This is a genomic window from Burkholderia sp. MSMB1459WGS (assembly GCF_001534535.1).
In the GTDB taxonomy this organism is placed as follows: Bacteria; Pseudomonadota; Gammaproteobacteria; order Burkholderiales; family Burkholderiaceae; genus Burkholderia.
Window position 1 is genome coordinate 155,728 of record NZ_LPMU01000064.1, and the last position, 26,160, is coordinate 181,887.

28 protein-coding genes are annotated in these 26,160 nt (G+C 67.6%); 14 read left to right on the forward strand and 14 right to left on the reverse strand.

The features are described from left to right. The first annotated feature begins 77 nt into the window (after positions 1–77). Positions 78–1,256, forward strand: coding sequence for a PA0069 family radical SAM protein (locus tag WT97_RS25520; RefSeq protein WP_060354624.1), 1,179 nt, complete (start codon positions 78–80; stop codon positions 1,254–1,256). A 51-nt stretch (positions 1,257–1,307) separates the two neighbouring features. Here WT97_RS25520 and WT97_RS25525 read toward each other — a convergent pair whose 3' ends face one another. Then, positions 1,308–1,775: an NINE protein gene (locus WT97_RS25525; RefSeq protein ID WP_059791513.1), complete on the reverse strand. Its 468-nt coding sequence runs from the start codon at positions 1,773–1,775 to the stop codon at positions 1,308–1,310. 111 nt (positions 1,776–1,886) lie between these two features. Continuing rightward, positions 1,887–3,026: a sorbosone dehydrogenase family protein gene (locus tag WT97_RS25530; RefSeq protein WP_060354643.1), complete on the reverse strand. Its 1,140-nt coding sequence runs from the start codon at positions 3,024–3,026 to the stop codon at positions 1,887–1,889. Positions 3,027–3,178: 152 nt separating this feature from the next. On the opposite strand from WT97_RS25530, the gene rpsP reads away from it, so the two are divergent. The 6 genes from rpsP (at position 3,179) to WT97_RS25560 (ending at position 7,308) form a co-directional block, all read left to right on the forward strand. Further along, entirely contained in the window at positions 3,179–3,433 is a 255-nt protein-coding gene (gene rpsP / locus WT97_RS25535; RefSeq protein WP_006476550.1) for a 30S ribosomal protein S16, read from the forward strand. Between the two features lie 42 nt (positions 3,434–3,475). Further along, positions 3,476–4,153 (forward strand): ribosome maturation factor RimM, encoded by a 678-nt coding sequence (gene rimM / locus WT97_RS25540; RefSeq protein WP_060354625.1) that lies wholly within the window; start codon positions 3,476–3,478, stop codon positions 4,151–4,153. A 1-nt stretch (position 4,154) separates the two neighbouring features. Further along, a complete protein-coding gene (gene trmD / locus WT97_RS25545) occupies positions 4,155–4,949 on the forward strand; it encodes a tRNA (guanosine(37)-N1)-methyltransferase TrmD (RefSeq protein ID WP_059501656.1) in 795 nt (264 codons plus the stop codon). A 132-nt stretch (positions 4,950–5,081) separates the two neighbouring features. After that, on the forward strand, positions 5,082–5,474 hold the full coding sequence (gene rplS, locus WT97_RS25550) for a 50S ribosomal protein L19 (protein WP_006486838.1): 393 nt from the start codon (positions 5,082–5,084) through the stop codon (positions 5,472–5,474). Positions 5,475–5,561: 87 nt separating this feature from the next. Next, positions 5,562–6,248: a CoA pyrophosphatase gene (locus tag WT97_RS25555; protein ID WP_059501654.1), complete on the forward strand. Its 687-nt coding sequence runs from the start codon at positions 5,562–5,564 to the stop codon at positions 6,246–6,248. A 121-nt stretch (positions 6,249–6,369) separates the two neighbouring features. Beyond that, on the forward strand, positions 6,370–7,308 hold the full coding sequence (locus WT97_RS25560; RefSeq protein ID WP_059791509.1) for a CobD/CbiB family protein: 939 nt from the start codon (positions 6,370–6,372) through the stop codon (positions 7,306–7,308). Between the two features lie 77 nt (positions 7,309–7,385). Here the strand turns inward: WT97_RS25560 and WT97_RS25565 are convergent, their stop codons facing one another. The 3 genes from WT97_RS25565 to WT97_RS25575 all read right to left on the reverse strand — a co-directional run bounded on the left by WT97_RS25565 (position 7,386) and on the right by WT97_RS25575 (position 9,965). Then, positions 7,386–7,703 (reverse strand): putative signal transducing protein, encoded by a 318-nt coding sequence (locus tag WT97_RS25565; RefSeq protein ID WP_011351362.1) that lies wholly within the window; start codon positions 7,701–7,703, stop codon positions 7,386–7,388. A 64-nt stretch (positions 7,704–7,767) separates the two neighbouring features. Further along, entirely contained in the window at positions 7,768–8,709 is a 942-nt protein-coding gene (rsgA, locus tag WT97_RS25570; protein WP_034206736.1) for a ribosome small subunit-dependent GTPase A, read from the reverse strand. Continuing rightward, positions 8,706–9,965, reverse strand: coding sequence for a M48 family metallopeptidase (locus tag WT97_RS25575; protein WP_059501650.1), 1,260 nt, complete (start codon positions 9,963–9,965; stop codon positions 8,706–8,708). The genes rsgA and WT97_RS25575 overlap by 4 nt, the downstream gene beginning before the upstream one ends. A 125-nt stretch (positions 9,966–10,090) precedes the next feature. Here WT97_RS25575 and orn point away from each other — a divergent pair, with 125 nt between their 5' ends. After that, the gene (gene orn, locus WT97_RS25580) at positions 10,091–10,711 is read left to right on the forward strand and encodes an oligoribonuclease (protein ID WP_059501648.1); all 621 of its coding nucleotides are present in this window, start codon (positions 10,091–10,093) and stop codon (positions 10,709–10,711) included. A gap of 34 nt (positions 10,712–10,745) precedes the next feature. On the opposite strand, the gene mog is transcribed toward orn, so the two are convergent. Both mog and yjgA read right to left on the reverse strand, forming a co-directional pair. Continuing rightward, positions 10,746–11,354: a molybdopterin adenylyltransferase gene (gene mog / locus WT97_RS25585; RefSeq protein WP_082720383.1), complete on the reverse strand. Its 609-nt coding sequence runs from the start codon at positions 11,352–11,354 to the stop codon at positions 10,746–10,748. After that, complete coding sequence (gene yjgA / locus WT97_RS25590; protein WP_306453343.1) at positions 11,338–11,940, reverse strand: ribosome biogenesis factor YjgA; 603 nt, start codon at positions 11,938–11,940, stop codon at positions 11,338–11,340. The genes mog and yjgA overlap by 17 nt, the downstream gene beginning before the upstream one ends. Positions 11,941–12,067: 127 nt before the next feature. Between yjgA and pmbA the strand changes: the two genes are divergently transcribed. Then, the gene (gene pmbA / locus WT97_RS25595) at positions 12,068–13,438 is read left to right on the forward strand and encodes a metalloprotease PmbA (protein ID WP_059501644.1); all 1,371 of its coding nucleotides are present in this window, start codon (positions 12,068–12,070) and stop codon (positions 13,436–13,438) included. 87 nt (positions 13,439–13,525) lie between these two features. Here pmbA and WT97_RS25600 read toward each other — a convergent pair whose 3' ends face one another. Next, a complete protein-coding gene (locus WT97_RS25600; protein WP_060033595.1) occupies positions 13,526–14,026 on the reverse strand; it encodes a dihydrofolate reductase in 501 nt (166 codons plus the stop codon). 285 nt (positions 14,027–14,311) lie between these two features. Beyond that, the gene (locus tag WT97_RS25605) at positions 14,312–14,530 is read right to left on the reverse strand and encodes a hypothetical protein (protein WP_257127472.1); all 219 of its coding nucleotides are present in this window, start codon (positions 14,528–14,530) and stop codon (positions 14,312–14,314) included. A 609-nt stretch (positions 14,531–15,139) separates the two neighbouring features. Between WT97_RS25605 and WT97_RS25610 the strand changes: the two genes are divergently transcribed. Together WT97_RS25610 and WT97_RS25615 are read left to right on the forward strand one after the other, a co-directional pair. Further along, the gene (locus WT97_RS25610; RefSeq protein WP_059501638.1) at positions 15,140–16,537 is read left to right on the forward strand and encodes a sigma-54 dependent transcriptional regulator; all 1,398 of its coding nucleotides are present in this window, start codon (positions 15,140–15,142) and stop codon (positions 16,535–16,537) included. A gap of 42 nt (positions 16,538–16,579) precedes the next feature. Continuing rightward, positions 16,580–17,551, forward strand: a complete 972-nt coding sequence (locus WT97_RS25615; RefSeq protein WP_060354626.1) for a thymidylate synthase — start codon at positions 16,580–16,582, stop codon at positions 17,549–17,551. Positions 17,552–17,650: 99 nt separating this feature from the next. Here WT97_RS25615 and WT97_RS25620 read toward each other — a convergent pair whose 3' ends face one another. Both WT97_RS25620 and WT97_RS25625 read right to left on the reverse strand, forming a co-directional pair. Further along, a complete protein-coding gene (locus tag WT97_RS25620; RefSeq protein WP_257127281.1) occupies positions 17,651–20,215 on the reverse strand; it encodes a DUF6600 domain-containing protein in 2,565 nt (854 codons plus the stop codon). A gap of 150 nt (positions 20,216–20,365) precedes the next feature. Further along, a complete protein-coding gene (locus WT97_RS25625) occupies positions 20,366–21,073 on the reverse strand; it encodes a helix-turn-helix transcriptional regulator (RefSeq protein WP_059501635.1) in 708 nt (235 codons plus the stop codon). Between the two features lie 187 nt (positions 21,074–21,260). On the opposite strand from WT97_RS25625, the gene WT97_RS34675 reads away from it, so the two are divergent. Next, complete coding sequence (locus WT97_RS34675) at positions 21,261–21,401, forward strand: hypothetical protein (RefSeq protein WP_179949338.1); 141 nt, start codon at positions 21,261–21,263, stop codon at positions 21,399–21,401. A 129-nt stretch (positions 21,402–21,530) separates the two neighbouring features. Then, a complete protein-coding gene (locus WT97_RS25630) occupies positions 21,531–22,043 on the forward strand; it encodes an acyl-CoA thioesterase (RefSeq protein WP_023475851.1) in 513 nt (170 codons plus the stop codon). A 46-nt stretch (positions 22,044–22,089) separates the two neighbouring features. On the opposite strand, the gene fumC is transcribed toward WT97_RS25630, so the two are convergent. The 3 genes from fumC to WT97_RS25645 all read right to left on the reverse strand — a co-directional run bounded on the left by fumC (position 22,090) and on the right by WT97_RS25645 (position 25,386). Then, a complete protein-coding gene (gene fumC, locus WT97_RS25635) occupies positions 22,090–23,484 on the reverse strand; it encodes a class II fumarate hydratase (protein ID WP_060354627.1) in 1,395 nt (464 codons plus the stop codon). Positions 23,485–23,640: 156 nt separating this feature from the next. Continuing rightward, entirely contained in the window at positions 23,641–25,029 is a 1,389-nt protein-coding gene (norM, locus tag WT97_RS25640; protein ID WP_059501630.1) for a multidrug efflux MATE transporter NorM, read from the reverse strand. Between the two features lie 138 nt (positions 25,030–25,167). Then, positions 25,168–25,386 carry an RNA-binding S4 domain-containing protein gene (locus WT97_RS25645; RefSeq protein ID WP_027783904.1) on the reverse strand — a complete coding sequence of 73 codons (219 nt, stop codon included), beginning with the start codon at positions 25,384–25,386 and terminating at the stop codon, positions 25,168–25,170. A gap of 267 nt (positions 25,387–25,653) precedes the next feature. Between WT97_RS25645 and WT97_RS25650 the strand changes: the two genes are divergently transcribed. Beyond that, on the forward strand, positions 25,654–26,055 hold the full coding sequence (locus tag WT97_RS25650; RefSeq protein WP_059501628.1) for a hypothetical protein: 402 nt from the start codon (positions 25,654–25,656) through the stop codon (positions 26,053–26,055). Positions 26,056–26,160: the final 105 nt, after the last annotated feature.

Consider the following 26,160-nt stretch of genomic DNA (forward strand, 5'->3'; position numbering starts at 1 on the left):
GTTTGTCGGGCCCTTTATCCCGCTCTTGGCATGCTGCGCCCAATACTGTATAAATGTACAGTATTGGGCGCAGGCGAATGGGTGGGCACATGGACGATCGGTCCGACAACGAATTTCCGGTAGCGCCGCCCGTGCCCCGCAAGGGGCGCGGTGCGGTCGACAACCTGCAGGGGCGGTATGAAATCGCGCAGCGCGAAGCGGTGGACGACGGCTGGACGTACGAGTCCGACGATGCCGATTTCCCCGCGCCGCTGCGCACGCAGGTATTCGAGGAGCGGGCGAAGAGCATCCTGACGCACAATCAGTCGCCCGATATTCCGTTCAGCGTGTCGCTCAATCCGTATCGCGGCTGCGAGCACGGTTGTATCTACTGCTTCGCGCGGCCGACGCACAGCTACCTCGGGCTGTCGCCGGGGCTCGATTTCGAAAGCCGCATCTACGCGAAGGTGAATGCGGCCGAACTGCTCGAGCGCGAGATTTCGCGCAAGCGCTACGTGCCGGAGCCGATCGCGCTCGGCGTCAACACCGACGCATACCAGCCGGTCGAGCGCGACCTGCGCATTACGCGCAGCGTGATCCAGGTGATGCACGATCGCGGGCTGCCGTTCGCGGCGATCACGAAATCGTCGCTGATCGAGCGCGATCTCGACCTGCTCGCACCGATGGCCGAACGCGGGCAGGTGATGGCGGCGGTCACGATCACGACGCTCGATGCCGAGCTCGCGCGCACGCTGGAGCCGCGTGCGGCCACGCCGGCGCGGCGGCTGCGCACGATTCGCGCGCTGCGAGATGCGGGCGTGCCGGTCGGCGTGAGCATTGCACCGGTGATACCGTTCGTGACCGAGCCCGACATGGAGCGCGTGCTGGAGGCTTGCGCGGAAGCCGGCGCGACGCATGCGAGCTACATCATCCTGAGGTTGCCGTGGGAGGTCGCGCCGTTGTTCAAGCAATGGCTTGCCGCGCATTTTCCCGATCGTGCGGAGCGCGTGATGAACCGCGTACGCGACATGCGCGGCGGCAAGGATTACGACTCCGATTTCTCGAAACGGATGAAGGGCGAGGGGATCTGGGCCGACCTGTTGCGGCAGCGCTTCCGCCAGGCCGTCAAGCGGCTCGGGTTGAACGAACGCACGAACGGTATCCTCGATCTGTCGCGGTTCAGCGGTGCGCCTGCCGCCGGGGTGCCGGCACCGCGTGTCGCGGTGCGTGCGGCCGGCGCGAAGCCGCGCGACGACATGCAGTTGAACCTGTTCTGACCGGCGAGCCATGCAGTCGCCGGTGTGCCGTATCGACCGTATGGGTCGTGCTTACTGCGAAATCTGCTTGGCTGCTTCGACCTGCGATTCGAAGTACGTCTGGAACGACAGCGCGAGTGCGGTCATCAACAGGAACGCGCCGATCAGCAGCGAGAAGATCACGACGAAGATCACGGTCCAGCCCGACCGGCTGTGCTTGCCGGTGTCCGCGTTGAATTGCGCATCCCATTTTTCGTCGGGGCGCAGCCCGTAGACGAGTGCGGCAAGAAACGCCGCCAGCAGCGAGATTGCGCCGGGTACCGCGAGCCACCAGCCGAGGCCGGCGCTGCGCTGGGTTGCGGCGAGCAGGAGGAAGCCCGGGATGCCGACGATCGTCGCGAGCAGGTGGGCCCAGCCGTACACATCGCGAAAGCCGTACAGATAGAAGCGGTGCGCGCCGAGCGATCCGAGCAGGAACGCGAGGGCGGCGGTGAGCGTCTTGGAGCGGAAGCGGCGGGGCGATGCGGTGCTGCTGGACATGGATGGCGGCGTATTGTCGTTGGCATGGGCGGGGCCGGCAGGCCGGCGCGGGCGCGCGGCCCGGCACGCATTCTACGATGCCCGGTCGGGCCCGGTCACGCCTCGCCTGCGTCAAGGTGCCGCATAGGTCACGCGGTAGATCGCGCCCGCGTAATCGTCGCTGACGAGCAGCGAGCCGTCCGGTAGCGGCAATACATCGGCCGGGCGTCCCCATACGGTGCCGTCGGGTCGCAGCCAGCCCGTGATGAACGGTATCTGGCGCGCGTGGCTGCCGTCCGCCGATGCGATCACGCGCATCACGCGGTAGCCGACCTTCGTGCTGCGATTCCACGAGCCGTGTTCGGCAATGAAGACATTGTTGCGATAGGGCGCCGGAAACATCGTCCCGGTATAGAAGCGCATCCCGAGCGCCGCGACGTGCGCGCCGAGTTTCAGGACGGGCGGCACGTAATGACGACAGACGTCGGCGCCGCCGAATTCGGGGTCGGGCGTATCGCCGCCGTGGCAGTATGGAAAGCCGAAGTCGAGGCCGGTGCGCGGCGCACGGTTCAGCTTGTCGTCGGGTACGTCGTCGCCCATCATGTCGCGCCCGTTGTCGGTGAACCACAGCTCGCCCGAGTCAGGGTGCCATGCAAAGCCGACCGTATTGCGTATGCCGCGAGCGATCACTTCACGCCCGCTGCCGTCGGCGTTCATCCGCGCGATGATCGCGTAGCGGCCGCGATCGGCGAGGCACGCGTTGCACGGCGCGCCGACCGGCACGTACAGCTTGCCGTCGGGGCCGAACGCGATGAATTTCCAACCGTGATGGTGGTCGGTCGGCAGCGCATCGGTCACGACGACGGGCGCGGGCGGTCTGGCGAGCCGGTCGTCGATATGGTCGAGGCGCAGGATGCGCGAGACGGCGGATATATAGAGGGCGCCATCGCGATAGGCGACGCCGACGGGCATGTCGAGCCCGGACGCGATGACGTAGTGTGCGCTGATCCGGCCCTCGTGCATTGCGAACGCGTGGACGCGGCCGTCTCGCGTGCCGACATACAGGATGCCGCGCGGCGACCACGCCATTTCGCGCGCGGCCGGTACGGCGTCGGTCAGCACGCTCACATGGAATCCGGGCGGCACGACGAGTTCGTTCACCGGCAGCGGCGCGGCAAACGCCGCGGCGGACGCGACGCAGGCAAGGCCGGCAAGCAGCGCCGCCAATTGGCGCTGCGCGCGGCGCATCGGGGTGGCGCGAAGGGGCGGCATGATGGTCGAGCGCATCCTGGACACGACGATTGTAGGCCCGGCCGACGGGCCGTCCGCGGATTTTTACGCGTAAGTGTTTGTTGTACCTCTGGTTTCCGGCTATAATCGCGTGTTTCAGTAGTTTCGAACCCGGTTTTCCCGAAGGACATCATATGGTTATCATCCGTCTGGCTCGTGGCGGCTCGAAGAAGCGCCCGTTCTACAACATCGTTGCTACCGATTCGCGCAACCGTCGTGACGGCCGCTTCATCGAGCGCGTCGGCTTCTACAACCCGGTCGCCACGAAGGGCGAATCGCTGCGTATCGCTCAGGATCGCCTGACGTACTGGCAAGGCGTTGGCGCGCAACTGTCGCCGACCGTCCAGCGTCTCGTGAAGGAAGCGCAAAAGGCGCAACCGGCTGCCTGACATGGCGCGGTGTGCCGGTCGTGCCGGCTGTGAGGTGCATTGATGGCGGGTCACGATTCCGGTAATGCAAGGCGCGGGCGTGCGTCATTCGGCGCATTCGTCCGCAAGCCGGTCGAGCGCGACACGGTCGCGAACGCCGGTCAGGCTGCCGAACAGGGCGGCCCCGAAGCGACGCAAGCCTGGCCCGACGATGCCGTCGAGGTCGGGGCGGTGGTCGACGCCTACGGCCTGAAGGGCTGGGTCAAGGTGGCGACGCATGCCGATGCCGGTCGCGGTGGCGACGCGCTGCTCAGCGCGCGTCGCTGGTGGCTGGAACGCGGTGCGGAGCGGCTTTCCGTCCGCATCATGCAGTCGAAGACGCACAGCGACACTGTCGTTGCGCAACCCGCGGGTGTCGGCGACCGCGATGCTGCGCTGTCCATGCGCGGCTTTCGCGTGTTCGTGCGCCGGGAAGATTTCCCGGCACTGGCCGCGGACGAATTCTATTGGGTCGACCTGATCGGTCTCGATGTCGTCAACGAGCAATCGGTGGCGCTCGGGAAGGTGAGCGGGATGATCGACAACGGCGTGCATTCGATCATGCGCGTCGAGTATCCGGCAACCGGCAAAGACGGTCAGCCGACCACCGGCGAGCGGTTGATTCCGTTCGTCGGCGTCTACGTCAAAACGGTGGATCAGGCGGCGCGTCGCATCGTCGTCGACTGGGAAGCCGATTACTGAAATGAACCAGGTTACCGAGAGCGCGGTGCAGTTCGACGTCATCACGCTCTTTCCCGAGATGTTCCGCGCACTGACCGACTGGGGAATCACCAGCCGGGCCGTCAAGCAGGGGCGCTTCGGGCTGCGCACCTGGAACCCGCGTGATTTCACGACGGACAACTACCGTACGGTCGACGATCGTCCGTACGGCGGCGGTCCGGGCATGGTGATGCTGGCCAGGCCGCTCGAAGCCGCGATCGACGCCGCGAAAGCGGCGCAGGCGGAGCAGGGCATCGCGAGCACGCGCGTCGTGATGATGTCGCCGCAAGGCGCGCCGCTCACGCATGATCGTGCGGTGCGGATGGCGCAGGAACCCGGCGTCGTCGTGCTGTGCGGTCGCTACGAAGCGATCGATCAGCGCTTGCTCGACCGTTGCGTCGACGAGGAAATCAGCCTCGGCGATTTCGTGCTGTCGGGCGGCGAACTGCCGGCGATGGCGATGATGGATGCGGTCGTGCGGTTGCTGCCCGGCGTGCTGAACGATTCGCTGTCGGCCGTGCAGGACAGCTTCGCCGACGGCCTGCTCGATTGCCCGCACTACACGCGCCCCGAGGAATACGCCGGCGTGCGCGTGCCGGACGTGCTGCTCGGCGGGCATCATGCCGAGATCGAGCGGTGGCGGCGCCAGGAAGCATTGAGGAATACGTTGCGGAAGCGGCCGGACCTGATCGTCCGGGCGCGCCGCGAGAAGTTGTTGAGCCGCGCCGACGAGGCGTGGCTCGCGAACCTCGCACGCGAAGCGAAGGACGCCTCCTGAGGCGGCTGCGCGAGCGGGAATTGGCGGTGCCGTACATGCGTGTGCGGCGCCTGATGTGAATCCATCCTCTATCGGGACCAAGCCTGGAAGCAGGCGGGTTGAACGCCGACACGATGGCATAAGGAGTCAGTAATGAATCTGATCGCAAAACTTGAGCAGGAAGAAATCGAGCGCGCGCTCGCCGGCAAGACGATCCCCGATTTCGCCCCGGGCGACACGGTGATCGTGAACGTGAACGTGGTTGAAGGTAACCGCAAGCGCGTTCAGGCTTACGAAGGCGTCGTGATCGCGATTCGCAATCGTGGTCTGAACTCGAACTTCATCGTCCGCAAGATCTCGTCGGGCGAAGGCGTCGAGCGTACGTTCCAGACGTACTCGCCGCTGCTGGCAAGCATCGTCGTGAAGCGTCGCGGTGATGTGCGTCGTGCGAAGCTGTACTACCTGCGCGAGCGTTCGGGCAAGTCGGCTCGTATCAAGGAAAAGCTGGTGTCGAAGGATCGCGCCGCCGCAGCTTCCCAAGAGTAAGGGCTGTAAGGAAAAAGCACCCAACCGGGTGCTTTTTTCATTCTGGCGCGACAATATGCTCGACACGACACGAACCCGAGAGCCCCATTGAATCGCCGCCCCATCATCGATCCCGAAGTATTGCCGGTCGAAGGCACCGGCGCCGGCCTGCCGGTCATCGATTCCCGGCTGATGACGCCGTCCGGCCTGCGCGAACGGTTCGCGCGCACGCTCGAATGGAGCGTCGAGCCTGGCGAAGCGAGGCTGCAGGAAGGCGTCGATCCGCGTAGCGCGGCCGTCCTCGTGCCGCTCGTCGTCCGCGAATCGGGCCTCACCGTATTGCTGACGCAGCGCGCCGATCACCTGAACGACCACGCCGGACAGATCAGCTTTCCCGGCGGTCGTCGCGAGCCGTTCGATCGCGACGCGACCGCCACCGCGTTGCGCGAGGCGAAGGAGGAGATCGGGCTGGCCGCCGAACGCGTCGAGATTCTCGGTGCGCTGCCCGACTACCTGACCGGCACGGGTTTCTGCGTGACGCCGGTGGTCGGCCTCGTGCATCCGCCGTTCACCGTGCAGGCCGACACGTTCGAAGTCGCCGAGATTTTCGAGGTGCCGCTCGCGTTCGTGATGAATCCCGCGAACCATCAGGTGCGTGTGTTCCGGTGGGAAGGCGGCGAGCGTCGTTTTTTTGCCATGCCCTATCCGAATGAGAAACCGGACGGGCATTACTTCATTTGGGGCGCAACTGCCGCCATGTTTCGCAATCTGTATCGCTTCTTGGCTGCCGGCTAGGCGGGCGCGCCGGCCGGCGCGCGCCGCCGGCTGCCTGGCGAGCGCGCCGTGCAGCCATGCGCGGCTGACGCTGTGCTATCGTTATGCAAAAAATGACATAACTCCGAAGACGGCGCCACGCATGACTTTCTTTTCGGTTCTCCTCGCCCTCATCATCGAACAGGTCCGCGCGTTGTCGCCGAGCAATCCGGTGTTCGCGCTGTTCCAGTTTCATGCGGAAACCGTCGCGCATGGCCTCGACGCCGGCAAGCAGAAGCACGGAATCCTTGCATGGCTCGCGGTCGTGCTGCCGTGGGTACTGATCGTCGCGCTGATCTATTTCCTGCTGTACAAGGTGAGCTTCGTGCTCGCGTTTCTGTGGAACGTCGTCGTCGTGTATTTCACGCTCGGCTTCCGCCAGTTCAGCCACTACTTCACCGATATCCATCTCGCGCTCAACAACGACGACGTGCCGCGCGCGCGCGAAATCCTGCACGAGTGGACGGGTATCGACACGGTCGACATGCCGGTCGGCGAAATCGTCCGTCATACGCTGATCCACGCGGTCGTCGCGTCGCATCGCCACGTCTTCGGCGTGTTCTTCTGGTACGTGCTGCCGCTCGGCCCGGCGGGCGCCGTGCTGTACCGGATTTCCGAATACCTCGCGCGCAGCTGGTCGACGCCGGGCGACGACCGCACCGCTGCCTTCTCGACGTTCGCGCAGCGCGCGTTCTTCGTGATCGACTGGATTCCGTCCCGGCTGACGGCGCTCGGCTTCGCGATCGTCGGCAATTTCGAGGATGCGATCTACGCGTGGCGCAACCATACGCGCCAGTGGCCCGACCCGAACGACGGCGTGCTGCTGGCCGCCGGCAGCGGGGCGCTCGGCGCGCGTCTTGCCGGGCCGCTCGCGGAGCCGTCGAGCCTCGATGCGCTGGCGGTCGGCGACAGCGGTCCGTTGACGGTTGGTGACGATTGCACGCCGCGCACGCTGCAGTCGGCGGTCGGCCTCGTGTGGCGCGCGGTGATCCTGTGGATGATCCTGTTGCTGATGCTGACGCTGGCGGTCTGGGTATCGTGACGCGCTAGCCCGGCGCCCGACGAAATGAACAGGCCGGCTTGATGCCGGCCTTTTCGCTGTGCGTCGGCGCAATGCGTTCAGTCGTCGAGCGGGTCGCGCACGGCGCCGCATTGCCAGCACGCGGTGAATTGCGCTTCGAGCGCTTCGCCGCACTGCCGGCAGCGCCAGGGTGCGGCGCCGGCAGACGGGCCGTGCGATGCGGCATCGAGGAGCCGGCGGGCGAGTGCGTCGTCGCGTTCGTCGTCGAGCCACAGTTCGGGCGTGCACGCGTCGGCGGGCAGGCCACCGAGCGCGCCGGTCGCGTAGCAGTTGTGCAACTCGCAACCGATGCCGGCCACCTGGAGCACGTTGGCCCAATGCTGCGCGGTCGCGAGGTCGGGTGCCTTGAAACGCATCGCCGCTCCTGTCGATGAAGGCCGGCCCGTCTGGCGCCGGCCGGCCGTCGCACACGTCGCGCGATCAGCGGACGATCTGGCTCGCCTCGTGCACGAGCTGCGCGTACAGCGCGTGCCGGGACGGCGCGATGCGGCCGTCGGCGACGGCTTCGAGGATCGCGCAGCCGGGCTCGTGCAGATGATGACAATTATAGAAACGGCAGTCCGCGAGCAGCGGCCGGAATTCCGGGAACGCGCGCTCGAGGCGGCCTTCGGTCAGGTGGTAGAGGCCGAATTCCTGGAAGCCCGGCGAATCGATCAGCGCACCGCCGCCTTCCAGCGGGTACAGGCGCGTGAACGTCGTCGTGTGACGGCCGCTGTTGAGCGCGGCCGAGATCTCGCGGGTCGCGGCTTCGGCGTCGGGCACGAGCAGGTTCACGAGCGTCGACTTGCCCATCCCGGACTGGCCGAGCAGGATCGTCGAATGGCCGGCGAGGTGCGGCATCAGTTGCGCGCGCGCGTCGTCCGGCGCGCCTTTCACCGACAGCTCGAGCACGTCGTAGCCGAGCGCGCGGTACGGCGCGAGGCGTTCGCGCGCGACCGGCAGCGCGGCCTCCACGTCGATCTTGTTCAGCACGACGAGCGGCTTCAGCTCGTTCGCTTCGGCGGCGATCAGCGCGCGGCCGAGCAGATCCTCGCTGAAATAGGGCTCGGTCGCGAGCACGATCAGCAGTTGGTCGAGGTTGGCCGCGAACAGCTTCGACTTGAACTGGTCGGAGCGGTACAGCAGGTTGCGCCGTTCGCCGATCTCCACGATCACGCCCTGGTCGGCCGACGCGAGTTCGTACGCGACGCGGTCGCCGACCGCGACGTCGCTCTTCTTGCCGCGCGGGAAGCATTGCAGCATCGGGCCGCCGTCGTCGGGGGCGACGATGTAGTGGCGGCCGTGCGCCGCAATCACGCGGCCTTCGGCCCGTTGCGCGCCCGATGCGCGCGGGGCCGGCTTGCGGGAGGTCGGCCGGCTCATGCGTGCTGCAGCAGGCGGTCGATCCGCTGCGACGCAGGCGGATGCGAGTAGTAGAAGGCCGTGTAGACGGGGTCGGGCGTCAGCGTCGACGCGTTGTCTTCATAGAGTTTCACGAGCGCGCTGACGAGATCCTGCGCGTCGGTCTGGCTGGCCGCGAACGCGTCGGCCTCGAATTCGTGTTTGCGCGACGTGAGGCTGCTGAACGGCGTCGCGAAGAACAGGAATACCGGAATCGCGAGGAAGAACAGGATGAGCGCGGCGCCCGCGTTGCTGGTGTCGAGCGACGGCGTGACGCCGAGCCCCGTATAGAACCACGTGCGTTGCGCGAGCCAGCCGAGCAGCGCGAGCAGCACGAGGCTCAGCACGAACGACACGAGCATCCGCTTCATCACGTGGCGGCGCTTGAAGTGGCCGAGCTCGTGCGCGAGCACGGCTTCGATCTCCTGGCCGGACAGGCGCGCGAGCAGCGTATCGAAGAACACGATCCGCTTGGATGCGCCGAAGCCCGTGAAGTACGCGTTGCCGTGCGCCGAGCGGCGGCTGCCGTCCATGACGAACAGGCCCTTCGCCGCGAAGCCGCAGCGCTTCATCAGCGACTCGATGCGTGCGCGCAGCGCGTCGTCCTTCAGCGGCTCGAACTTGTTGAAGAGCGGCGCGATGAAGGTCGGGTAGATCAGCAGCACGAGCATCTGGAACGCGACCCACACGATCCAGGTCCACAGCCACCACAGGCTGCCGGCCTGGTTCATCAGCCACAGAACGACGAACAGCAGCGGCAGGCCGAGCACGGCGCCGAGCAGCGAATTTTTCAGCATGTCGGCGAAGAACAGCCGCTTCGTCATCCGGTTGAAGCCGAAACGCTGCTCGATCCCGAACTGGCGGTAATACTCGAACGGGACGTCGATCGCGCTCATGATCACGAGCACCGCGGCGACCAGCGCGACCTGCTGCCCGTAGCCGCGGCCGAGCCAGCCGGTCAGCAGCGAGTCGAGCGCGCCGACGCCGCCGAGCAGCGTGAGGCCGACCAGCACGGCCGCGCTGACGACGATCTCGAGCATCGTCAGCCGGGTGCGCTCGACCGTGTAGTCGGCCGCGCGCTGGTGGGCGGTCAGCGGGATGGTGGCGCTGAATTGCGCGGGCACGCCGTTGCGGTGCGCGGCGACGAAGCGGATCTGCCGCGACGCGAGCCACAGCTTGGTGACGACCATCGCGAGTACGGCGATCGCGAACAGCAGGGTGAACGAAAAGGGTGACATCGAAGGCGCCAAAGGGTTCTATGCGAGAATTATATGTTCTTGCGGACCGGCCCCGCTGATGCGATGCCGGCCGCCCGGGCGGCGCCGCATCGGCGCGCCCGGTCCGCCATTTTCCAGGATGAATCATGACCGATACCGCCGCTTCCGCCAGCCAGCCCGCGCTCGTGCGCAACGAGTTGAACCTCGTCTGGCTCGACATGGAGATGACGGGCCTCGACCCGGAAAACGACCGCATCATCGAGATCGCGGTCGTGGTGACCAATTCCACGCTCGACGTTGCCGTCGAGGGCCCGGTGTTCGCGATTCACCAGAGCGACGAGACGCTCGCGAAGATGGACGACTGGAACAAGTCGACGCATGGCCGCTCGGGGCTGATCGACCGCGTGCGCGCATCGACCGTGACCGAGGCGGAAGCCGCCGCGCAACTGCAGGCGTTCCTCGCGCAGTACGTGTCGCCGGGCAAGTCGCCGATGTGCGGCAACTCGATTTGCCAGGACCGCCGCTTCATGGCGCGCTGGATGCCGGAATTCGAGCGGTTCTTCCATTACCGCAACCTCGACGTCAGCACGCTCAAGGAGCTGTGCCGCCGCTGGCAGCCCGCCATCTACAAGGGTTTCCAGAAGCGGGCGATGCACACCGCGCTCGCCGACATCCACGAGTCGATCGACGAGCTGAAGTACTATCGCGAGCATTTCCTGATTCCGGCCGCATCGGCGCCGGCAGGCGACTCCGTGCCGGCCGCCTGAGCGGGCCGGCACGCGCGCGGCGCGCGAGCCACGTTCAGCGCCGCGCGCTTTTCGGCCGGAACGCCGCGACCACTGCGGCGTCGGTCTCGATATACGGGCCGCCGATCAGGTCGATGCAGTAGGGCACCGCGGCGAAGATGCCGGGCACGGTCGATTTGCCGTCGGCATCGCGCAGCCCTTCCAGCGTCTCGCGGATCGACTTCGGCTGGCCGGGCAGGTTGATGATCAGCGCCGCATGGTCGGCCGTTTCGCGGATCACCGCGACCTGCCGCGACAGGATCGCGGTCGGGACGAAATTCAGGCTGATCTGCCGCATCTGTTCGCCGAATCCCGGCATTTCCTTCGTCGCCACGGCCAGCGTGGCTTCCGGCGTCACGTCGCGGCGCGCGGGACCGGTGCCGCCCGTCGTCAGCACGAGATCGCAGCCGGCGACGTCGACCAGTTCGGTCAGCGTGGCCGAGATCGTCGGCGCGTCGTCCTGGATCAGGCGCGTTTGCGCGCGCCACGGCGAGACGAGCGCGCCGGCGAGCCATTCCTGCAGCGCCGGGATGCCCTTGTCCTCGTAGACGCCCGTACTCGCGCGGTCGCTGATCGACACGAGGCCGACCACGAGCTCGTCCGGATGGTTACGCTTCGTCGTCATGGTCGTCTCCGGTGGCGTCGTCCCCTTCGTCATCGCCGCCGGGCGTGCCGCTCGCGGTCTTGATCCACTGGAACAGCTCGCGGAAATAGCGCGGGGGCTTGCCTTGCTGGGCTTCCTTGCGCGCGTTGCGGATCAGCGTACGGCCTTCCTGGATGTCGGCGTCGGGGTGCTGGCGCAGGAATTCGGTCAGCGCGTCGTCGCTCGCGAGCAGTTGCTCGCGCGTGCGCTCGATCCAGTGCAGCCGGGCCGTCGCGGCCTTGTTCACGCCGCGTTGCGCGTCGAGCGCGGTGCGCAGCGCGGCCGTTTCGTCGTCGGTTAGCGAGCGCATCACGCGGCCGACGTACTGGAGCTGGCGGCGCTTGCCTTCGTGATCGGTGATCCGGCGGGCCTCGCGCACGGCGTCCGCGAGATCTTCGGGCATCGGCATGCGCTTGAGCGCGTCCTTCGGCAGATCGACGAGTGCCTGGCCGAGTTCCTGCAGCGCGTGCATTTCGCGCTTCAACTGGGATTTGCTGGGGCGATCGTAGCCATTGTCGTCGTCCTCGACGGCATGTTCGATCGGCTGGATTCGGGTTTTGCGTGTCATGGACCGCATTGTATCGCGGCGCGGATACCCCAAGCTTGTCTGTGTCCGGCCCCGGACCTTGCTATGATCGCGGGATACGCAACATTTTGACCATGCGGGCGCCCGCCCGCCACCGGATACCAAGACGATGGCAGCCAATCTCGACGTACAAGCGCGCTATTTCCCGCACACGCAGGACCAGCTCAAAGAAATCGCATCGGACATCCTTCGCCATGCGAAGGCGCTCGGCGCGACGGACGCCGCGACCGAAATCTCCGAGGGCGACGGCCTGTCGGTGTCGGTGCGCCGTGGCGAGGTCGAAACGATCGAGCACAACCGCGACAAGATGGTCGGCGTCACCGTGTTCATCGGCAAGAAACGCGGCAACGCGAGCACGTCGGATTTCTCGCCGGCCGCGATCAAGGATACCGTCGCCGCCGCCTACAACATCGCGCGCTTCACGGCCGAGGACGAAGCGGCCGGTCTCGCCGAAGCCGAGCTGCTCGAAACCGACCCGCAGGACCTCGATCTGTACCATCCGTGGGCGCTGACGGCCGACGACGCAGTCGAGCTTGCCCGCCGCGCGGAAGACGCCGCGTTTGCGGTCAGCCCGCAAATTCGCAATTCGGAAGGTGCGAGCGTGTCGGCGCAGCACTCGCAGTTCGTGCTCGCGACGTCGCGCGGCTTCCTGGCCGGCTATCCGTACTCGCGCCACTACATCGCATGCGCGCCGATCGCGGGCAGCGGCCGCCACATGCAGCGCGACGACTGGTATTCGTCGAAGCGCAGCGCGATCGATCTCGCCGCGCCCGAAGCGGTGGGCCGTTACGCGGCCGAACGCGCGCTCGCGCGGATGGGCGCGCGTCGTCTCGACACGCGCAAGGTGCCCGTGCTGTTCGAGGCGCCGCTCGCGGCCGGCCTGCTCGGCGCATTCGTACAGGCGGTGAGCGGCGGCGCACTGTATCGCAAGACGTCGTTCCTCGTCGACAGCCTCGGCAAGCCGGTGTTCGCACCGCACATCCAGATCGTCGAGGATCCGCACGTGCCGCGCGCGATGGGCAGCGCGCCGTTCGACGAGGAAGGCGTGCGCACGCGTGCGCGCAGCGTCGTGAAGGACGGTGTCGTCGAAGGCTATTTCCTGTCGACCTATTCGGCACGCAAGCTCGGCACGCAAACCACCGGCAACGCGGGCGGCTCGCACAATCTCGCGCTGCGCAGCGCGAACACGCAGGCGGGCGACGACTTCGACGCGATGCTGAAGAAGCTCGGCACGGGGCTGCTGCTGACCGAGTTGATGGGGCAGGGCGTGAACTACGTGACGGGCGACTATTCGCGCGGTGCTGCGGGTTTCTGGGTGGAGAACGGCGTGATCCAGTATCCGGTCGAGGAAATCACCGTTGCCAGCACGCTGCAGGAGATGTTCCGCCATATCGTCGCGATCGGTGCGGATTCGATCGTGCGCGGTACGAAGGAAACCGGCTCGGTGCTGATCGAGCAGATGACGATCGCAGGGCAGTAAGCCGCACGCGGCGCAGGCCGCCAGAAAACGAAAGCCCGACCGGCGCGCGAAGCCGGTCGGGCTTTTTTCATCGTGCGGAAGAAGACGTCAGCCGCGCTTGCGTTCGTAGACGACGAACGCATAGCCGAACGTGTTCGGCGCGGCAGCCTGATGCGCGTCGCGCGAGATTTCCTGCCAGTGCGCGGCGTCGGGCGCCGGGAACGACGCGTCGCCGTCGAAGTCGGCGTCGATCTCGGTGACGACCAGCCTGTCGGCGAGCGTGAGACCTTCCGCGTAGAGTTGCGCACCGCCGATCAGGAATACCTCCGGCGCGCCGTCGCGCTCGGCGAGCGCCAGTGCGTCGGCGAGCGACGTGACCGTATCGCAGCCGTCGAAACGGCGCGTGGCATCGCGCGTGACGACGATATTGCGGCGGCCGGGCAGCGGCCGGCCGATCGATTCGTGGGTCTTGCGGCCCATCACGATCGGCGCGCCCATCGTCGTGCGCTTGAAGAACGCGAGATCCTCGGGAAGTTTCCAGGGCAACTGGTTGTCGCGGCCGATGATGCCGTTGCGGGCACGCGCGACGATCAGGGTCAACGTCGTCATGAAAGTCGGGAAAGAGGGGAACGGGGCCGATTTTACCGGAACGACGGCGTGCGCCGGATTCCGCCCGCCCGCACGGGGACCGGCGTTTCCGGCGTCGTGCGCCGCGACGCGCGATGCCCCGCGTCGCGGCGGCCCGTCCGAATAAAAAGAGTGCCCGCCGGGGGACGGAGCACCAAAACGTTTTATGTCGCGAGATCGGCGAAGCCGGTTCCGCTCGACGGCATCCCGTTCGACCGGCTCGTCAGTTCAATACGTTATCCTGATCGAATTGAAGAGGCACATGCATCAGGGATGCGTATTGCCTCGCGCATTGCCTTCCATCGCATGCCGGATGTCGCCCGGTTGCGGCGCCGGCAGCGGCATCGGCAACTGGGGCGGTGGCGGGATCTCGTCCCACAGCGTCACGGAGGCGCTGGCGGCCGGCAGCGATTGCGGTGCCGACACGGTCAGGATGCCGAACCCGTTGCCGTGCTGCCTGCTCGACGTGTTTTCGGCAAGCAGCATGGCGCGATCCGGCTGCATGCCATCGTCCGCGCATGCCGGAGCAGGCGGGCCGGCGGTCGAGAGCGCGAGCGCCATCGGCACGAAAGAAAGTAAACGAGGTTTTCGCATGGCGGATGTCTCCGATCGTGTACGTATTCAGCGAAATACATGCCACCGTACCGGGGCCATTGCCGCCATTGCGACTCGCGCTCGAGCGTTGCGAACGGTGGCCGAAAACGCCTGAAAATGTTTCAGGCCTGAAACGATGGGGCTCGGGAATACTGCTGATTCAATCGACACGCTTCAAGGATGAAAATCGGCGCGTGTGTCGATGACGAAACCGTTCCTGCGCATGTGCTATGTGCAGAGGATTGATCTGCATCGACTCCCGAGCGATTCGGCCGTGTCGCCATCGGCAATGAAACGGATTTGTCGTATTCGGTGCCTATAACCGGGTTGTCTCGATCAAAAAATTACTGGACGCGAGACAAGCGCCATCATGCGAGGCTGTGTCGTTGCCGCGCATCGGCATGGCGAATCGAGCCACCTCTGGCTGACCCGATTCGATCCTTTTGCACGCAATCCGACGTGTGCAGCAATCGTTGGACGGTTGATGAACGGGGTGAGCATATGGGAGCCGATCAGCGGCACGTGGTCTACTATTCGCGCGAACCGAACGACGCGTTGCGCGGCCATTTCGACGAATGCGGCTGGCGCGTCGACTTGGCCGAGACCGTGCGCGATGTGCGGCGCGTCGTGCAGCACGGCGTGGCCACCGCCGGCCTGCTCGATTTCTCGCCGGGCTTCAAGCCGTCGGACCTGCGCGAACTCGAATCCTGCCTGAGCATCCAGCACATCGGCTGGATCGCGGCGACGCGGCGCGGCCAGTTGCAGGACGCGACGCTGCGCCATCTCATTCGCGACTATTGCTTCGACTACGTGACGATGCCGTACGAAACGGCGCGGATCGTCGAAACTGTCGGTCATGCGCACGGCATGGTCGCATTGACCGATCCCGTTTCGCCGCCCGTCGGCGCGGGGCGCAGCGAAGGCGAGATGGTCGGCACCTGCGATGCGATGCTCGGGCTCTTCAGGACGATCCGCCGTGTCGCGGCGACCGACGCACCGGTGTTCATCTCCGGCGAGTCGGGCACGGGCAAGGAATTGACGGCGGTCGCGATTCACGAGCGCTCGGCGCGCGCGCAGGCGCCGTTCATCGCGATCAATTGCGGTGCGATACCGTCGACGCTGCTGCAGGCCGAACTGTTCGGCTATGAGCGCGGCGCGTTCACCGGCGCGAACCAGCGCAAGATCGGCCGCGTCGAGGCAGCCAACGGCGGCACGCTGTTTCTCGACGAGATCGGCGATCTGCCGCTCGAAAGCCAGGCGAGCCTGCTGCGCTTCCTGCAGGAAGGCAAGATCGAGCGGCTCGGCGCGCATGCGTCGATGCCGGTCGATGTACGCGTGATCTGCGCGACGCACGTGAACATGGAGGCGGCGCTGCGTGAAGGGCGCTTTCGCGAGGACCTGTTTCACCGGCTGTGCGTGCTGAAGATCGAGGAGCCGCCGCTGCGCGCGCGCGGCAAGGACATCGAGGTGCTCGCGCGCCACATGCTCGAGCGCTTCAAGGGCGATGCGCATCGGCGCCTGCGCGGTTTTTCCCCGGATGCGGTCGCGTCGCTGTACGGCTATTCGTGGCCCGGCAACGTGCGCGAGCTGATCAACCGTGTGCGCCGTGCGATCGTGATGTCCGAAGGCCGGATGATCACCGCCGCCGATCTCGAGCTGAACGACTATGCGACGCTCGCGCCGGTGTCGCTGCTGGAGGCGCGCGAGGCGGCCGAACGGCAGGCGATCGAGCAGGCGCTGCTGCGCCATCGCGGCCGTTTTGCGGATGCCGCGCGCGAGCTCGGCGTGTCGCGCGTCACGCTCTACCGGCTGATGTGCGCGCACGGCATGCGCGATCGTGGCGACACGCTGGCAGGGTTTTCGGCGCCGTTGCCGGAGCTTCCGCGCCACGCTTGTTAAAATCGGCGGGTACGGTCGCCTCTCGCGGCCGAAGGAACCCGCATGAAACAGTATCTCGATCTCGTTCGTACCATTCTCGATACCGGCGCCTGGCAGGAGAACCGCACGGGGATCCGTACCATCAGCATGCCGGGCGCGATGCTGCGCTTCGACCTGCAGCAAGGCTTTCCGGCCGTGACGACCAAGAAGCTGGCGTTCAAGTCGGCGATCGGCGAACTGGTCGGCTTCCTGCGTGCGTCGCGCAGCGCGGCCGATTTCCGCGCGCTCGGCTGCAAGGTGTGGGATGCGAACGCGAACGAGAACGCGCAGTGGCTCGCGAACCCGTATCGCCAGGGCGTCGACGATCTCGGCGACGTATACGGCGTGCAATGGCGCCAGTGGTCTGGCTACAAGGTGCTCGATGCGAGCGCCGACGCGCAGATCGCCGATGCGACACGCCGCGGCTTCCGGATCGTCACGCGTTTCGACGAGGATGGCGCGCCGAAGGTGCTGCTGTACAAGGCGATCGACCAGTTGCGCCAGTGCCTGGACACGATCATGGAGAACCCGTCCGATCGTCGTATCCTGTTTCACGCGTGGAATCCGGCCGTGCTCGACCAGATCGCGCTGCCCGCGTGCCATCTGCTGTACCAGTTCCTGCCGAACGCGACGAAGCGCGAGATCTCGCTGTGCTTGTACATCCGCAGCAACGACGTCGGTCTCGGCACGCCGTTCAACCTGACGGAAGGGGCCGCGCTGCTGTCGCTCGTCGGCCGGCTGACGGGCTACACGCCGCGCTGGTTCACGTATTTCATCGGCGACGCCCACATCTACGAGAACCAGCTCGACATGCTGCAGCAGCAGCTCACGCGCGAGCCGTACGAAAGCCCGCGGCTCGAGATTGCCGAGCGCGTGCCCGAGTACGCGAAAACGGGCGTCTATGCGCCCGAATGGCTGGAGCAGGTCGAGCCGTCCGATTTCTCGCTCGTCGGCTATCGCCACCACGAGCCGCTGACCGCACCGATGGCGGTCTGATCGCGCGGGCGAGCCCGCACGGTTTCATCGATCCGTACCCTGCAAAAAGGCTCGACCGGTATTAGCCGGTCGAGCCTTTTTGTTTCATCTTTGCTGCACTTACTGGCGATGCCGCTCGTCGTGGCCGCCCTGCGGCGGCGGATTGCCCGGATGCGGCGCCTCGACGTGCGGCGCCGGCTGCGGCCGCGGTTCCATCCGGGGAGCAGGCATCGACGGGCGCGGTTCCATGCGGGGCGCCGGCTGCGGTCGCGGCTCCATGTGCGGCGCCTGCGGCTGCGGACGCGGCACGTCGTGCACCGCGGGCGCGGGCGGACGGTACTCGTTCACGCGCGGCGGCGCGACCTCGCGATGCGGCGCCGGTTGAGCGAAGTCCGGGCGTGGTTGCGGCGCGGGGGCGGCCCGTTCCGGTTGCGGCTGCGCATGCCGGGCCGGCGTCTGGAAATCAGGGTGCGGACGCGGTTGCTGAATCTGCGCGGTATTGTCGACCCGCGGTTGCGGCCGCGCGCGCGGCGCTTCGTTGCGGCCGCCGGGCTGTACGCCTTGCGGCGCCGGCACGCCGTTCGGATGCGGCACCGCGGCGCTGCGCACGGGGGGCAGCGCATTCTCTCCTGCCGCATGCAGTGCGGTGGGTGAATCGGGGCGTTGACGCGCCATCGGCGTGTGCGGCTGCATCCACACGGGGGACGGCGCGTTCGCCGCGTGCGCGTTGCCGGTCCCTGCCGGAGCGTTGTTCGCGCCCGGTGGATGCGGGACGCCGTTGCCGGGCGCGAACGCCTGATGCGGCATCGGGTTGCCGGGTGCCGGCAGCGTGCCGCCGTTGGCGAATCGCGGTGCGTTGGGGCTTTCGCCGTTCGGCGGCCGCGCGACATTCGACATGCCCGGCGTCGGCGCGCCAGGCCGCGCGGCCTGCTCGCCGGCCGGCGGGCCTTCGCGCGACGCACGGGGCGGCTGCACGACGGGGCCGTGCGGATTCACGAGCTGCACGTTGTGCATCGCCCATGCGCCGCCGCCCTGCGACTGACCCGGAACGCGGACCGGGCGAGCCGTATAGTCGGCTGGCACGTTCGTCTTCACGACGGGCGCGCCGGCGCCCGGTACGCGCCCGCCTTGCTGCGCGAGGTGGGCGGCGGCCTGGTCGCGATACGCGGGCGGCACGGCCGGATTGCGCGTCGCGACGTACGGGTGCTGCGCGATCGCCGCCGGCGGGCGGTAGCTGGCATTGCGCAGCCCGCCGGTGAAGCTCTGGCGCACCGGCGCGATGCCGGGCGTGCCCGGCGTGACGTGCGCGTTGCGCCATTGCTGCGGATCGACGTGCTGCGAGAAATGCGCGACCGGCTGGCCGTGCACGAACGCGGTGGCCGGCACGGCCGTGATCGCGTGCGGTGCACGGAAGTTCACATATGTCTTGTTGATGTTGGTGATATTGGTGATGTTCGTCACGTTCACGGTCTTGTTCACGTTGACGTTGTTCACCACGATGTTGCGGTTGACGCGGTCGTAGTAGTGCGGGCTCCAGCCGCCCCAGCCCGGATGCCACGGTTCGCCGGGGCCGAGCGCGAACCATGCGCAACCGGCCGCGGCGACGCCGCCGACCGTGAGCGCAACGCTCCAGTCGGAACCGCCGCCGCCACCGCCGCCCACGAACGCGACGAGCGCCGGCGCATAGGCGGGCGGCTGGCTGACGACCATCGGGCCGGGCACCCATGCCCAGTTGTCGTCCACGTACGCCCAGCGGCCGTAGTGATACGGCGCGAAGCCCCACGGCGCGTCGTCGACCCAGGTCCAGCCCCACGGCGCCTGCCAGATCCAGTGGCCGTCGTGATACGGCGCCCAATCGGCCGGCGTGTCGTTCGGCACCCATACCGCGCCGTAATTCGGGGTTTCGCGCCACGTGCCGTTCGCGTCGAGATCCTGGTAGCCGGGAATGTCGCGGGACACGTAGCGGGCGGACACCGAGCGCGTTTCGGCCGCGTCGCGGCTGGCGGCCCACTGGTCGAGCGCGTCGGGGCCGGGTGCACCCGATTGCTGCGCGACCTGCAGGTCGGTGCCGGTGAACACCACCTGCTGCCCCGGCGACAGCGGATACTGCCCGTTGCTGCCGTACACGGTTGCGCTCCCGCTACGTACCGTCACCGTCGTGCTCGCGCCGTTCGGCGCCACATCGACGCGATAGTCGCCGGGGCCGGCGATGCCGAGCGCGAGGTTCGGCGTGTCGATTTCGTACGATCCGCCGGCCGGCAAGTCGCGCACGTGTGTCGACACGGTGCCGAGCCCTACCTTCAATTGCGTCGTCGTGTCGTCGAGGTTCAGCACCGACAGGCTCGTCGATTCGCCGAGCCGCACCGCGGTCGAGCCGATGTGCAGTTCCGAGCGCGCGCCGGCATCGTTCCAGAGCTGATCGCCGGTCGTCAGCGGCCGGTTCACCGCCGCATACGACCACGTATCGGTGCCGGCCGGTTCGGTCGTCACGGCACCCGACAGGTAATTGAGCCGCGCGACGCGGCCGGGCGGATCGCCGGCCGGTTGCCGTGCCGCGGCGACATTCGGCGGCGCATCGGCCGATTGCGCGAAGGCGGGCGGCAGCGTCGCCAGCGCGACGAACGCGAGCAGCGTGTAGCGGGCGGTGCGCTTGAGCGTGAAGAGGGAGGCCATGGTGAGCGTCATCGTTGTGATCGCGGCGCGTCGATTCGTGCCGTCCAGTTCACGATATCCGCTTGGCCTGTTTCAAGGCACGGTGTTTTGTAAGTCGAATGGCACGCGATGTAACAAAACCTGTCCATCGCGCGCTGTTGTCGTGCGGCTGCAATGCCGGCGTCAAGCGGACGTAAGCCACGCGTCGAAAACCTGCTGTCCGGGAACCGTGACGCGCAGCACGCGCGGTCGGGCAGCGCGCTCGATCCAGCCGTGCGCGCAGAAGCTTTCGAGCAGTGCCGCGCCGAGCGCGCCGCCGAGATGCGAGCGCCGCTCGCTCCAGTCGAGGCAGCCGCACGCGAAGCGTCGCCGGCGCGTGCGTTGCTGCGCGACGTCGATGCCCCATTGCGCGAGCGCCTGCGTGCCGAGCTCGGTGGTCTCGATCGCGTCGCCGTTCGCGAACAGCCAGCGGCGCGCGGTGAGGCCGTCGAAGATCCGTACCGCGAGCTCGCCGGCCATGTGGTCGTAGCAGGTGCGTGCATAGCGCAGTTCGGCCGGGACCGTGCGCGACGGCGGCGGGACCGGGCGATGCGGCGCGGCCGCGCGGGCGACGTTCGCCAGCGCTTCGAGCGAGGCCGCGATGTCGGCCGACGCAATGCGGTAGTAACGATGCCGGCCGCGCACGTCGAGGGCCAGCAGGCCGCCCTCGGTCAAGCGCGCGAGGTGCGCGCTGGCCGCGGACGGCGACAGCCCCGCGATCATCGTCAGTTCGCCGGCCGGTCGCGCGCTGCCGTCCATCAGCACCCATAGCATCGCGGCGCGGCCGGGATCGGCGATCAGCGCGCCGATGCGGCTCAGGCCCGGAAAATGGTGGTCGTCTTGATCGGTCATCGTCGTGTCTCGTCGAGCGGGATGAAGGCAGTGTAGTCCGTGCGCGCATTCGACGTTTCGCTTTCGGATGAAATGTCGGATGCAGCGACGGTGCCGCCGCGCGGGCCGGCCTGCAGCCCGTTGCAGGGCACGCGTAGAATGGCCGGACGCGGCGGCAGCGGGCCGCCGCATGAGACGCGATGCAACGATGAAGACGATTTTCTGTGTGTTGGCGGCGGCGCTCGTGTGCGCCGCCTGTGCACCCGGCGGCACCGGCGCGACCGGCGAGCGCGGCGGCAGTATCGAGATGTACGGAACGATCGACCAGGGTGTCACGGTACGCCGCTGAGCGGCGCTGGTCCGGCGCGAGCCGGCATGGTCGCCGCAGCCCCGCCACGCGGGGCTTGCCGCGCCGCGTTGCCGCAGTGCAACGTATAATGGCCCGATGACGGCGCCCCTGCCGCCTGGAGCCAGAACAATGCCTCAACCGTCCCCCGTGCCGGCTGCCCTCGACCGCACCGAAACCGTATTCCGCTTCCTTGCCGAGCCTTCGTCCGTGAATTTCGGCGGCAAGGTGCACGGCGGCGCGCTGATGAAGTGGATCGACGAGGTCGCGTATGCGTGCGCGGCCGTCTGGTCGAGCCGCTATTGCGTGACGGTCAGCGTCGGCAACATCCGTTTCCAGCGTCCGATCCTGGTCGGCAATCTGGTCGAGTTGAAGGCGCGCGTCGTCGCGACGGGCCGTACCAGCATGCACATCCATGTGTCGGTGCACGCCGGCGATCCGAAGGGCGGCGTGCTGCGTCAGACGACCGATTGCCTCGTCGTGTTCGTCGCGGTCGACGAGAACGGCAACCCGGTGCCGGTGCCGCCGTTCGTGCCCGAAACCGACGAGCAGCGGGTGCTGGCGAAATACGCGGCCGACGTGCGGGCCGCGCTCGACAAGATCGTCGAGATGAAGCCGGAAGAAGTCGCGAAGGGCACCGTCTGAGTGCCGCGGGCGCCGCGCCTTCCGCGCCGCGCCCGCCGTCCTGCCGTTACCGCGTGCCGATCATCTGCTCGGGACGCACCCATGCATCGAATTCCGCCTCGGTCAGGTAGCCGAGCGCGAGCGCGGCCGCCTTCAGCGTCGTGCCTTCCTTGTGCGCCTTCTTCGCGATCTGTGCGGACTTGTCGTAGCCGATGTGCGGATTGAGCGCCGTCACGAGCATCAGCGATTCGTTCAGCAACAGGTCGATCCGCGCGCGGTTCGGCTCGATGCCCACCGCACAGTGATCGTTGAAGCTCTGCGCGCCGTCGGCGAGGAGACGCACCGACTGCAGCACGTTGTGCGCGATCATCGGCCGGAACACGTTCAACTCGAAATTGCCGCTCGCGCCGCCGAAGTTGACCGCGACGTCGTTGCCGAACACCTGGCAGCACAGCATCGTCACGGCTTCCGACTGTGTCGGGTTCACCTTGCCCGGCATGATCGAACTGCCCGGCTCGTTTTCCGGAATCGACAGCTCGCCGAGCCCGCAGCGCGGGCCGCTCGCGAGCCAGCGCACGTCGTTCGCGATCTTCATCAGGCTGGCCGCCACCGTCTTCAGCGCGCCGTGCGCGAAGACCAGCGCGTCGGCGGCGGCCATCACCTCGAACTTGCTCGGCGCGGTCACGAACGGCAGCTTCGTCAGCCGGCCGATCTCGTCGGCCACGCGCACCGCGAACTCCGGATGCGCGTTCAGCCCCGTGCCGACCGCGGTGCCGCCGAGCGCGAGCTCGTACAGGTGCGGCAGCGACGATTCGACGTGACGGATGCCGTGGTCGAGCTGCGCGACATAGCCGGAGAACTCCTGGCCGAGCGTGAGCGGCGTGGCGTCCTGCAGGTGCGTGCGGCCGATCTTCACGATGTCGGCGAACGCCTTCGACTTCGCGTCGAGCGTCGCGCGCAGCGTGCGCAGCGCCGGCAGCAGGTGATTGACGATCGCGTACGCGGCCGCGACGTGCATCGCGGTCGGGAACACGTCGTTCGACGACTGGCCGCGGTTCACGTCGTCGTTCGGATGAACCTTGCGCGCTTCGCCGCGCTCGCCGCCCATCAGCTCGCTCGCGCGGTTCGCGATCACCTCGTTGAGGTTCATGTTGGTCTGCGTGCCGGAGCCCGTCTGCCACACCGCGAGCGGGAACTCGCGCGGATGCCGGCCGGCGATGATCTCGTCGGCGGCTTCGATGATCGCGCGCGCCTTGTCGTCGGCGAGTACGCCGAGCGACTGGTTGACGGCCGCCGCGGCACGCTTGACGATCGCGAGCGCGTGGATCAGCTCGGGCGACTGCTTCTCCGTCGAAATCCGGAAATTCTGCAGCGAGCGCTCGGTCTGCGCGCCCCAGAGCCGGTCGGCGGGCACGGCGATCTCGCCGAACGTGTCGCGTTCCATCCGAACTGCTTCGTTCATGATGCACTCCTCCAGGAAAGGGGAAAGGCCGCGCGTCGTCGCGCGGCGTCAGGCGTAATCAGACGTATCGTGAGGCAGTCGCGCCGCTGGCGCGGCGTCTCGAGGGGTTCCGATGGACAAGCATAGCGCCGGCTGCGATTTTGCGTCGTGTCGCGCCTAGCGGGCCGTCACGATGAGCGACGTGGTCTTGCGGTGAAAGCGCCATGCCATCAGCGCGGCGACACTCGCGAGCCCGGCCGCGAGCCCCCACCACAGGCCGCGCGCGCCCATGCCCGCGTGGAATGCGAACCAGTAGCCGGTCGGGAAGCCGATGCCCCAGTAGCCGAAGGTCGCGGCGAGCATCGGGATGCGCGTGTCCTTCAGGCCGCGCAGCGCCCCCGACGCGACGGTCTGCATGCCGTCGACGATCTGGAATACCGCGGCGATGCCGAGCAGCGACGCGGCGAGCGACACCGTGGCCGCGTTGGCCGGGTCGTCGAGGTGCAGGTACAGGCCGACGATCGTATGCGGCGCGACGATCATCACGAGGCCCGACAGCGACATGAAGCCGACGCCGAGCGCGAGCGCGACGAAGCCCGCGTGCCGTGCGGCGACGGGCGAGCCCGCGCCGATCCAGTAGCCGACGCGGACGTTGGCCGCCTGGCCGATCGCGAGCGGCACCATGAACGACACCGACGCGACATTCAGCGCGATCTGGTGCGCGGCGAGCGACGTCGCGCCCAGCACGCCGACCGTGAGGCCGGTGGCGAGGAACAGCATCGATTCGACCCCGTACGTGATCGCGACCGGCCAGCCGATGCCGATCAACTCGCCCATCACGGGCAGCTTCGGGCGCGCCGCGGTCACGAAATGGCGGAAGCGCTGCCGGCCGTGCAGCAGCCAGATCAGCGCGAGCGCGGTGAGCCAGATCGTGATCGTCGTCGCGACGGCCGAACCGAGAAAGCCGAGGCGCGGCAACCCGAAGGCGCCGTGGATCAGCCCGTAGTTCAGCACGCCGTTGACGCCGACGCCGCCGATCGACACCCACAGGAGCCGCCGCGCGGCACCGATCGCCGGCAGGAACGCGCGCATCAGCCCGACGCCGATCAGGCTGCCGAGCGCCGCGAAGCGCAGGATGCCCGTGTATTCGCCGACATGATGCGCGAGCAGCGGTGGCTCGTGGAACATCAGCAGGATCGGTTCGGCAAGCGACAGCGCGACGATGGCCGGAATCGCGAGCAGCACGGACAGCGCGAAGCCTGTCCAGTAGATGTGCGGCACGCGATCCTCGGCCTGGGCGCCGCGCGCATGCGCGACGCTCACGCTGACCGACGACAGCACGCCTTGCAGGATCGTCACGATGACGAAGAAGAAGTTCGCGCCGAGCCCGCCCGCCGCGAGCGAATCGGGGCCGAGCGAACCGAGCAGCACCGTGTCGGTGACGCTCATCGCCATCTGGGAAAGTTGCGCGATCGCGAGCGGCGCGGCGAGGCGCGCGGTATCGGCGGCATGACTGGATAGGGACGGCGGCGCGGCGGCCGTCCTCGTAAGACCGGAATGCGACATGGAATGGGCGCTCGCGCGGGTGCGGGCCCGCGCTATATGTATTTATTTTGAGAGACGGCTAGCTTACGGCTTTATTCGTACCGTGTCGAACGCGCGCGCCGATGGCCATGTCGCGGGCAGGGGGAACCCGCGCGGGCGCTAGGCCTCGCGCACCGCGATGCGCGTGTCGCCGAGCAGCACGACCTGGCCCGCGCGGATCTTGCAGGTCTTGCGAAGCTCGATCGCGCCGTCGACTTTCACGGCGCCGGACGCGACGATCAGCTTCGCGGTGCCGCCGCTGTCCGCGAGGCCGGTGATCTTGAGAAGGTTGTGCAGCTCGACGTATTCGCCGGTCAGCGTGAAATCCAGATTGGGCATAACGAGGAAGGTGCGCGACGCGCGGGAGGAAACGCTCCGCATCATACGGCACCGCGCGCCCGCACGCGAGCGCGGGCGGCCGCCGGCGGATGTAAAGGACTGTGAGCGATTCGTCAGCAAATGAAACGGTGGGTAACAGTCTGAGAGATTCGCGAACCGGCCGCGCGGGCGGCCGGTCTTCTGTCGTACCTGCTGCGCGTTGCGGCGGGGAACGCGCCGGACCGCTTCGCTGCGGCCCGGGCGCACAACTTCTTGAGGAGAATTGCCATGTCCAAGATTCGTACGATGCTGATCGGTGCCGCGCTGACGGCGTTCGCCACTTCGGCCGCATTCGCCCAGACGGGCACGACGGCGCAAGGCGCGGCCGGTGCCGGCGTGCAGGCGCAGACGCCGGCGGCAGGTGTCGGTGCGGGCGCGCAGGGCGGTGCCGGCGCGAACATGTCGGGCAATGCGACGGGCGGTGCGACCGATGCAGTCGGCGCGGCGGCCGATGGCGCGAAGGATACGACGTCGTCGGCCGTTCATTCGGCCAAGAAGCACACGAAGCATGCGGCGAAGTCGGCCAAGGGCCATGCGGGCTCGGCCAAGGCGAAGGCCGACGAGGCGACCGAAGGCGGCGCATCGGTCGGCGCGCAGGGCGGTGCATCGGCCCAGGGCGCCACGCAGTAAGCGTGCGCGACGCCGTCGCGACGCTTGCCTGGAACGGCGCGGCGCGACGGCAATCGTCAGGCGGCCCGGTTCGCTTCGCGCGACCGGGCCGTTTTCGTGGGGTGA

What these genes read in the sequence shown, in the direction of transcription:
- WT97_RS25520 (WP_060354624.1), top strand. Translation starts at nt 78, where the DNA reads ATGGGTGGGCACATGGACGATCGGTCCGACAACGAATTTCCGGTAGCG.
- WT97_RS25525 (WP_059791513.1), bottom strand. Translation starts at nt 1,775, where the DNA reads ATGTCCAGCAGCACCGCATCGCCCCGCCGCTTCCGCTCCAAGACGCTC.
- WT97_RS25530 (WP_060354643.1), bottom strand. Translation starts at nt 3,026, where the DNA reads ATGCCGCCCCTTCGCGCCACCCCGATGCGCCGCGCGCAGCGCCAATTG.
- rpsP (WP_006476550.1), top strand. Translation starts at nt 3,179, where the DNA reads ATGGTTATCATCCGTCTGGCTCGTGGCGGCTCGAAGAAGCGCCCGTTC.
- rimM (WP_060354625.1), top strand. Translation starts at nt 3,476, where the DNA reads ATGGCGGGTCACGATTCCGGTAATGCAAGGCGCGGGCGTGCGTCATTC.
- trmD (WP_059501656.1), top strand. Translation starts at nt 4,155, where the DNA reads ATGAACCAGGTTACCGAGAGCGCGGTGCAGTTCGACGTCATCACGCTC.
- rplS (WP_006486838.1), top strand. Translation starts at nt 5,082, where the DNA reads ATGAATCTGATCGCAAAACTTGAGCAGGAAGAAATCGAGCGCGCGCTC.
- WT97_RS25560 (WP_059791509.1), top strand. Translation starts at nt 6,370, where the DNA reads ATGACTTTCTTTTCGGTTCTCCTCGCCCTCATCATCGAACAGGTCCGC.
- WT97_RS25565 (WP_011351362.1), bottom strand. Translation starts at nt 7,703, where the DNA reads ATGCGTTTCAAGGCACCCGACCTCGCGACCGCGCAGCATTGGGCCAAC.
- rsgA (WP_034206736.1), bottom strand. Translation starts at nt 8,709, where the DNA reads ATGAGCCGGCCGACCTCCCGCAAGCCGGCCCCGCGCGCATCGGGCGCG.
- WT97_RS25575 (WP_059501650.1), bottom strand. Translation starts at nt 9,965, where the DNA reads ATGTCACCCTTTTCGTTCACCCTGCTGTTCGCGATCGCCGTACTCGCG.
- orn (WP_059501648.1), top strand. Translation starts at nt 10,091, where the DNA reads ATGACCGATACCGCCGCTTCCGCCAGCCAGCCCGCGCTCGTGCGCAAC.
- mog (WP_082720383.1), bottom strand. Translation starts at nt 11,354, where the DNA reads ATGACGACGAAGCGTAACCATCCGGACGAGCTCGTGGTCGGCCTCGTG.
- yjgA (WP_306453343.1), bottom strand. Translation starts at nt 11,940, where the DNA reads ATGACACGCAAAACCCGAATCCAGCCGATCGAACATGCCGTCGAGGAC.
- pmbA (WP_059501644.1), top strand. Translation starts at nt 12,068, where the DNA reads ATGGCAGCCAATCTCGACGTACAAGCGCGCTATTTCCCGCACACGCAG.
- WT97_RS25600 (WP_060033595.1), bottom strand. Translation starts at nt 14,026, where the DNA reads ATGACGACGTTGACCCTGATCGTCGCGCGTGCCCGCAACGGCATCATC.
- WT97_RS25605 (WP_257127472.1), bottom strand. Translation starts at nt 14,530, where the DNA reads ATGCTGCTTGCCGAAAACACGTCGAGCAGGCAGCACGGCAACGGGTTC.
- WT97_RS25610 (WP_059501638.1), top strand. Translation starts at nt 15,140, where the DNA reads ATGGGAGCCGATCAGCGGCACGTGGTCTACTATTCGCGCGAACCGAAC.
- WT97_RS25615 (WP_060354626.1), top strand. Translation starts at nt 16,580, where the DNA reads ATGAAACAGTATCTCGATCTCGTTCGTACCATTCTCGATACCGGCGCC.
- WT97_RS25620 (WP_257127281.1), bottom strand. Translation starts at nt 20,215, where the DNA reads ATGACGCTCACCATGGCCTCCCTCTTCACGCTCAAGCGCACCGCCCGC.
- WT97_RS25625 (WP_059501635.1), bottom strand. Translation starts at nt 21,073, where the DNA reads ATGACCGATCAAGACGACCACCATTTTCCGGGCCTGAGCCGCATCGGC.
- WT97_RS34675 (WP_179949338.1), top strand. Translation starts at nt 21,261, where the DNA reads ATGAAGACGATTTTCTGTGTGTTGGCGGCGGCGCTCGTGTGCGCCGCC.
- WT97_RS25630 (WP_023475851.1), top strand. Translation starts at nt 21,531, where the DNA reads ATGCCTCAACCGTCCCCCGTGCCGGCTGCCCTCGACCGCACCGAAACC.
- fumC (WP_060354627.1), bottom strand. Translation starts at nt 23,484, where the DNA reads ATGAACGAAGCAGTTCGGATGGAACGCGACACGTTCGGCGAGATCGCC.
- norM (WP_059501630.1), bottom strand. Translation starts at nt 25,029, where the DNA reads ATGTCGCATTCCGGTCTTACGAGGACGGCCGCCGCGCCGCCGTCCCTA.
- WT97_RS25645 (WP_027783904.1), bottom strand. Translation starts at nt 25,386, where the DNA reads ATGCCCAATCTGGATTTCACGCTGACCGGCGAATACGTCGAGCTGCAC.
- WT97_RS25650 (WP_059501628.1), top strand. Translation starts at nt 25,654, where the DNA reads ATGTCCAAGATTCGTACGATGCTGATCGGTGCCGCGCTGACGGCGTTC.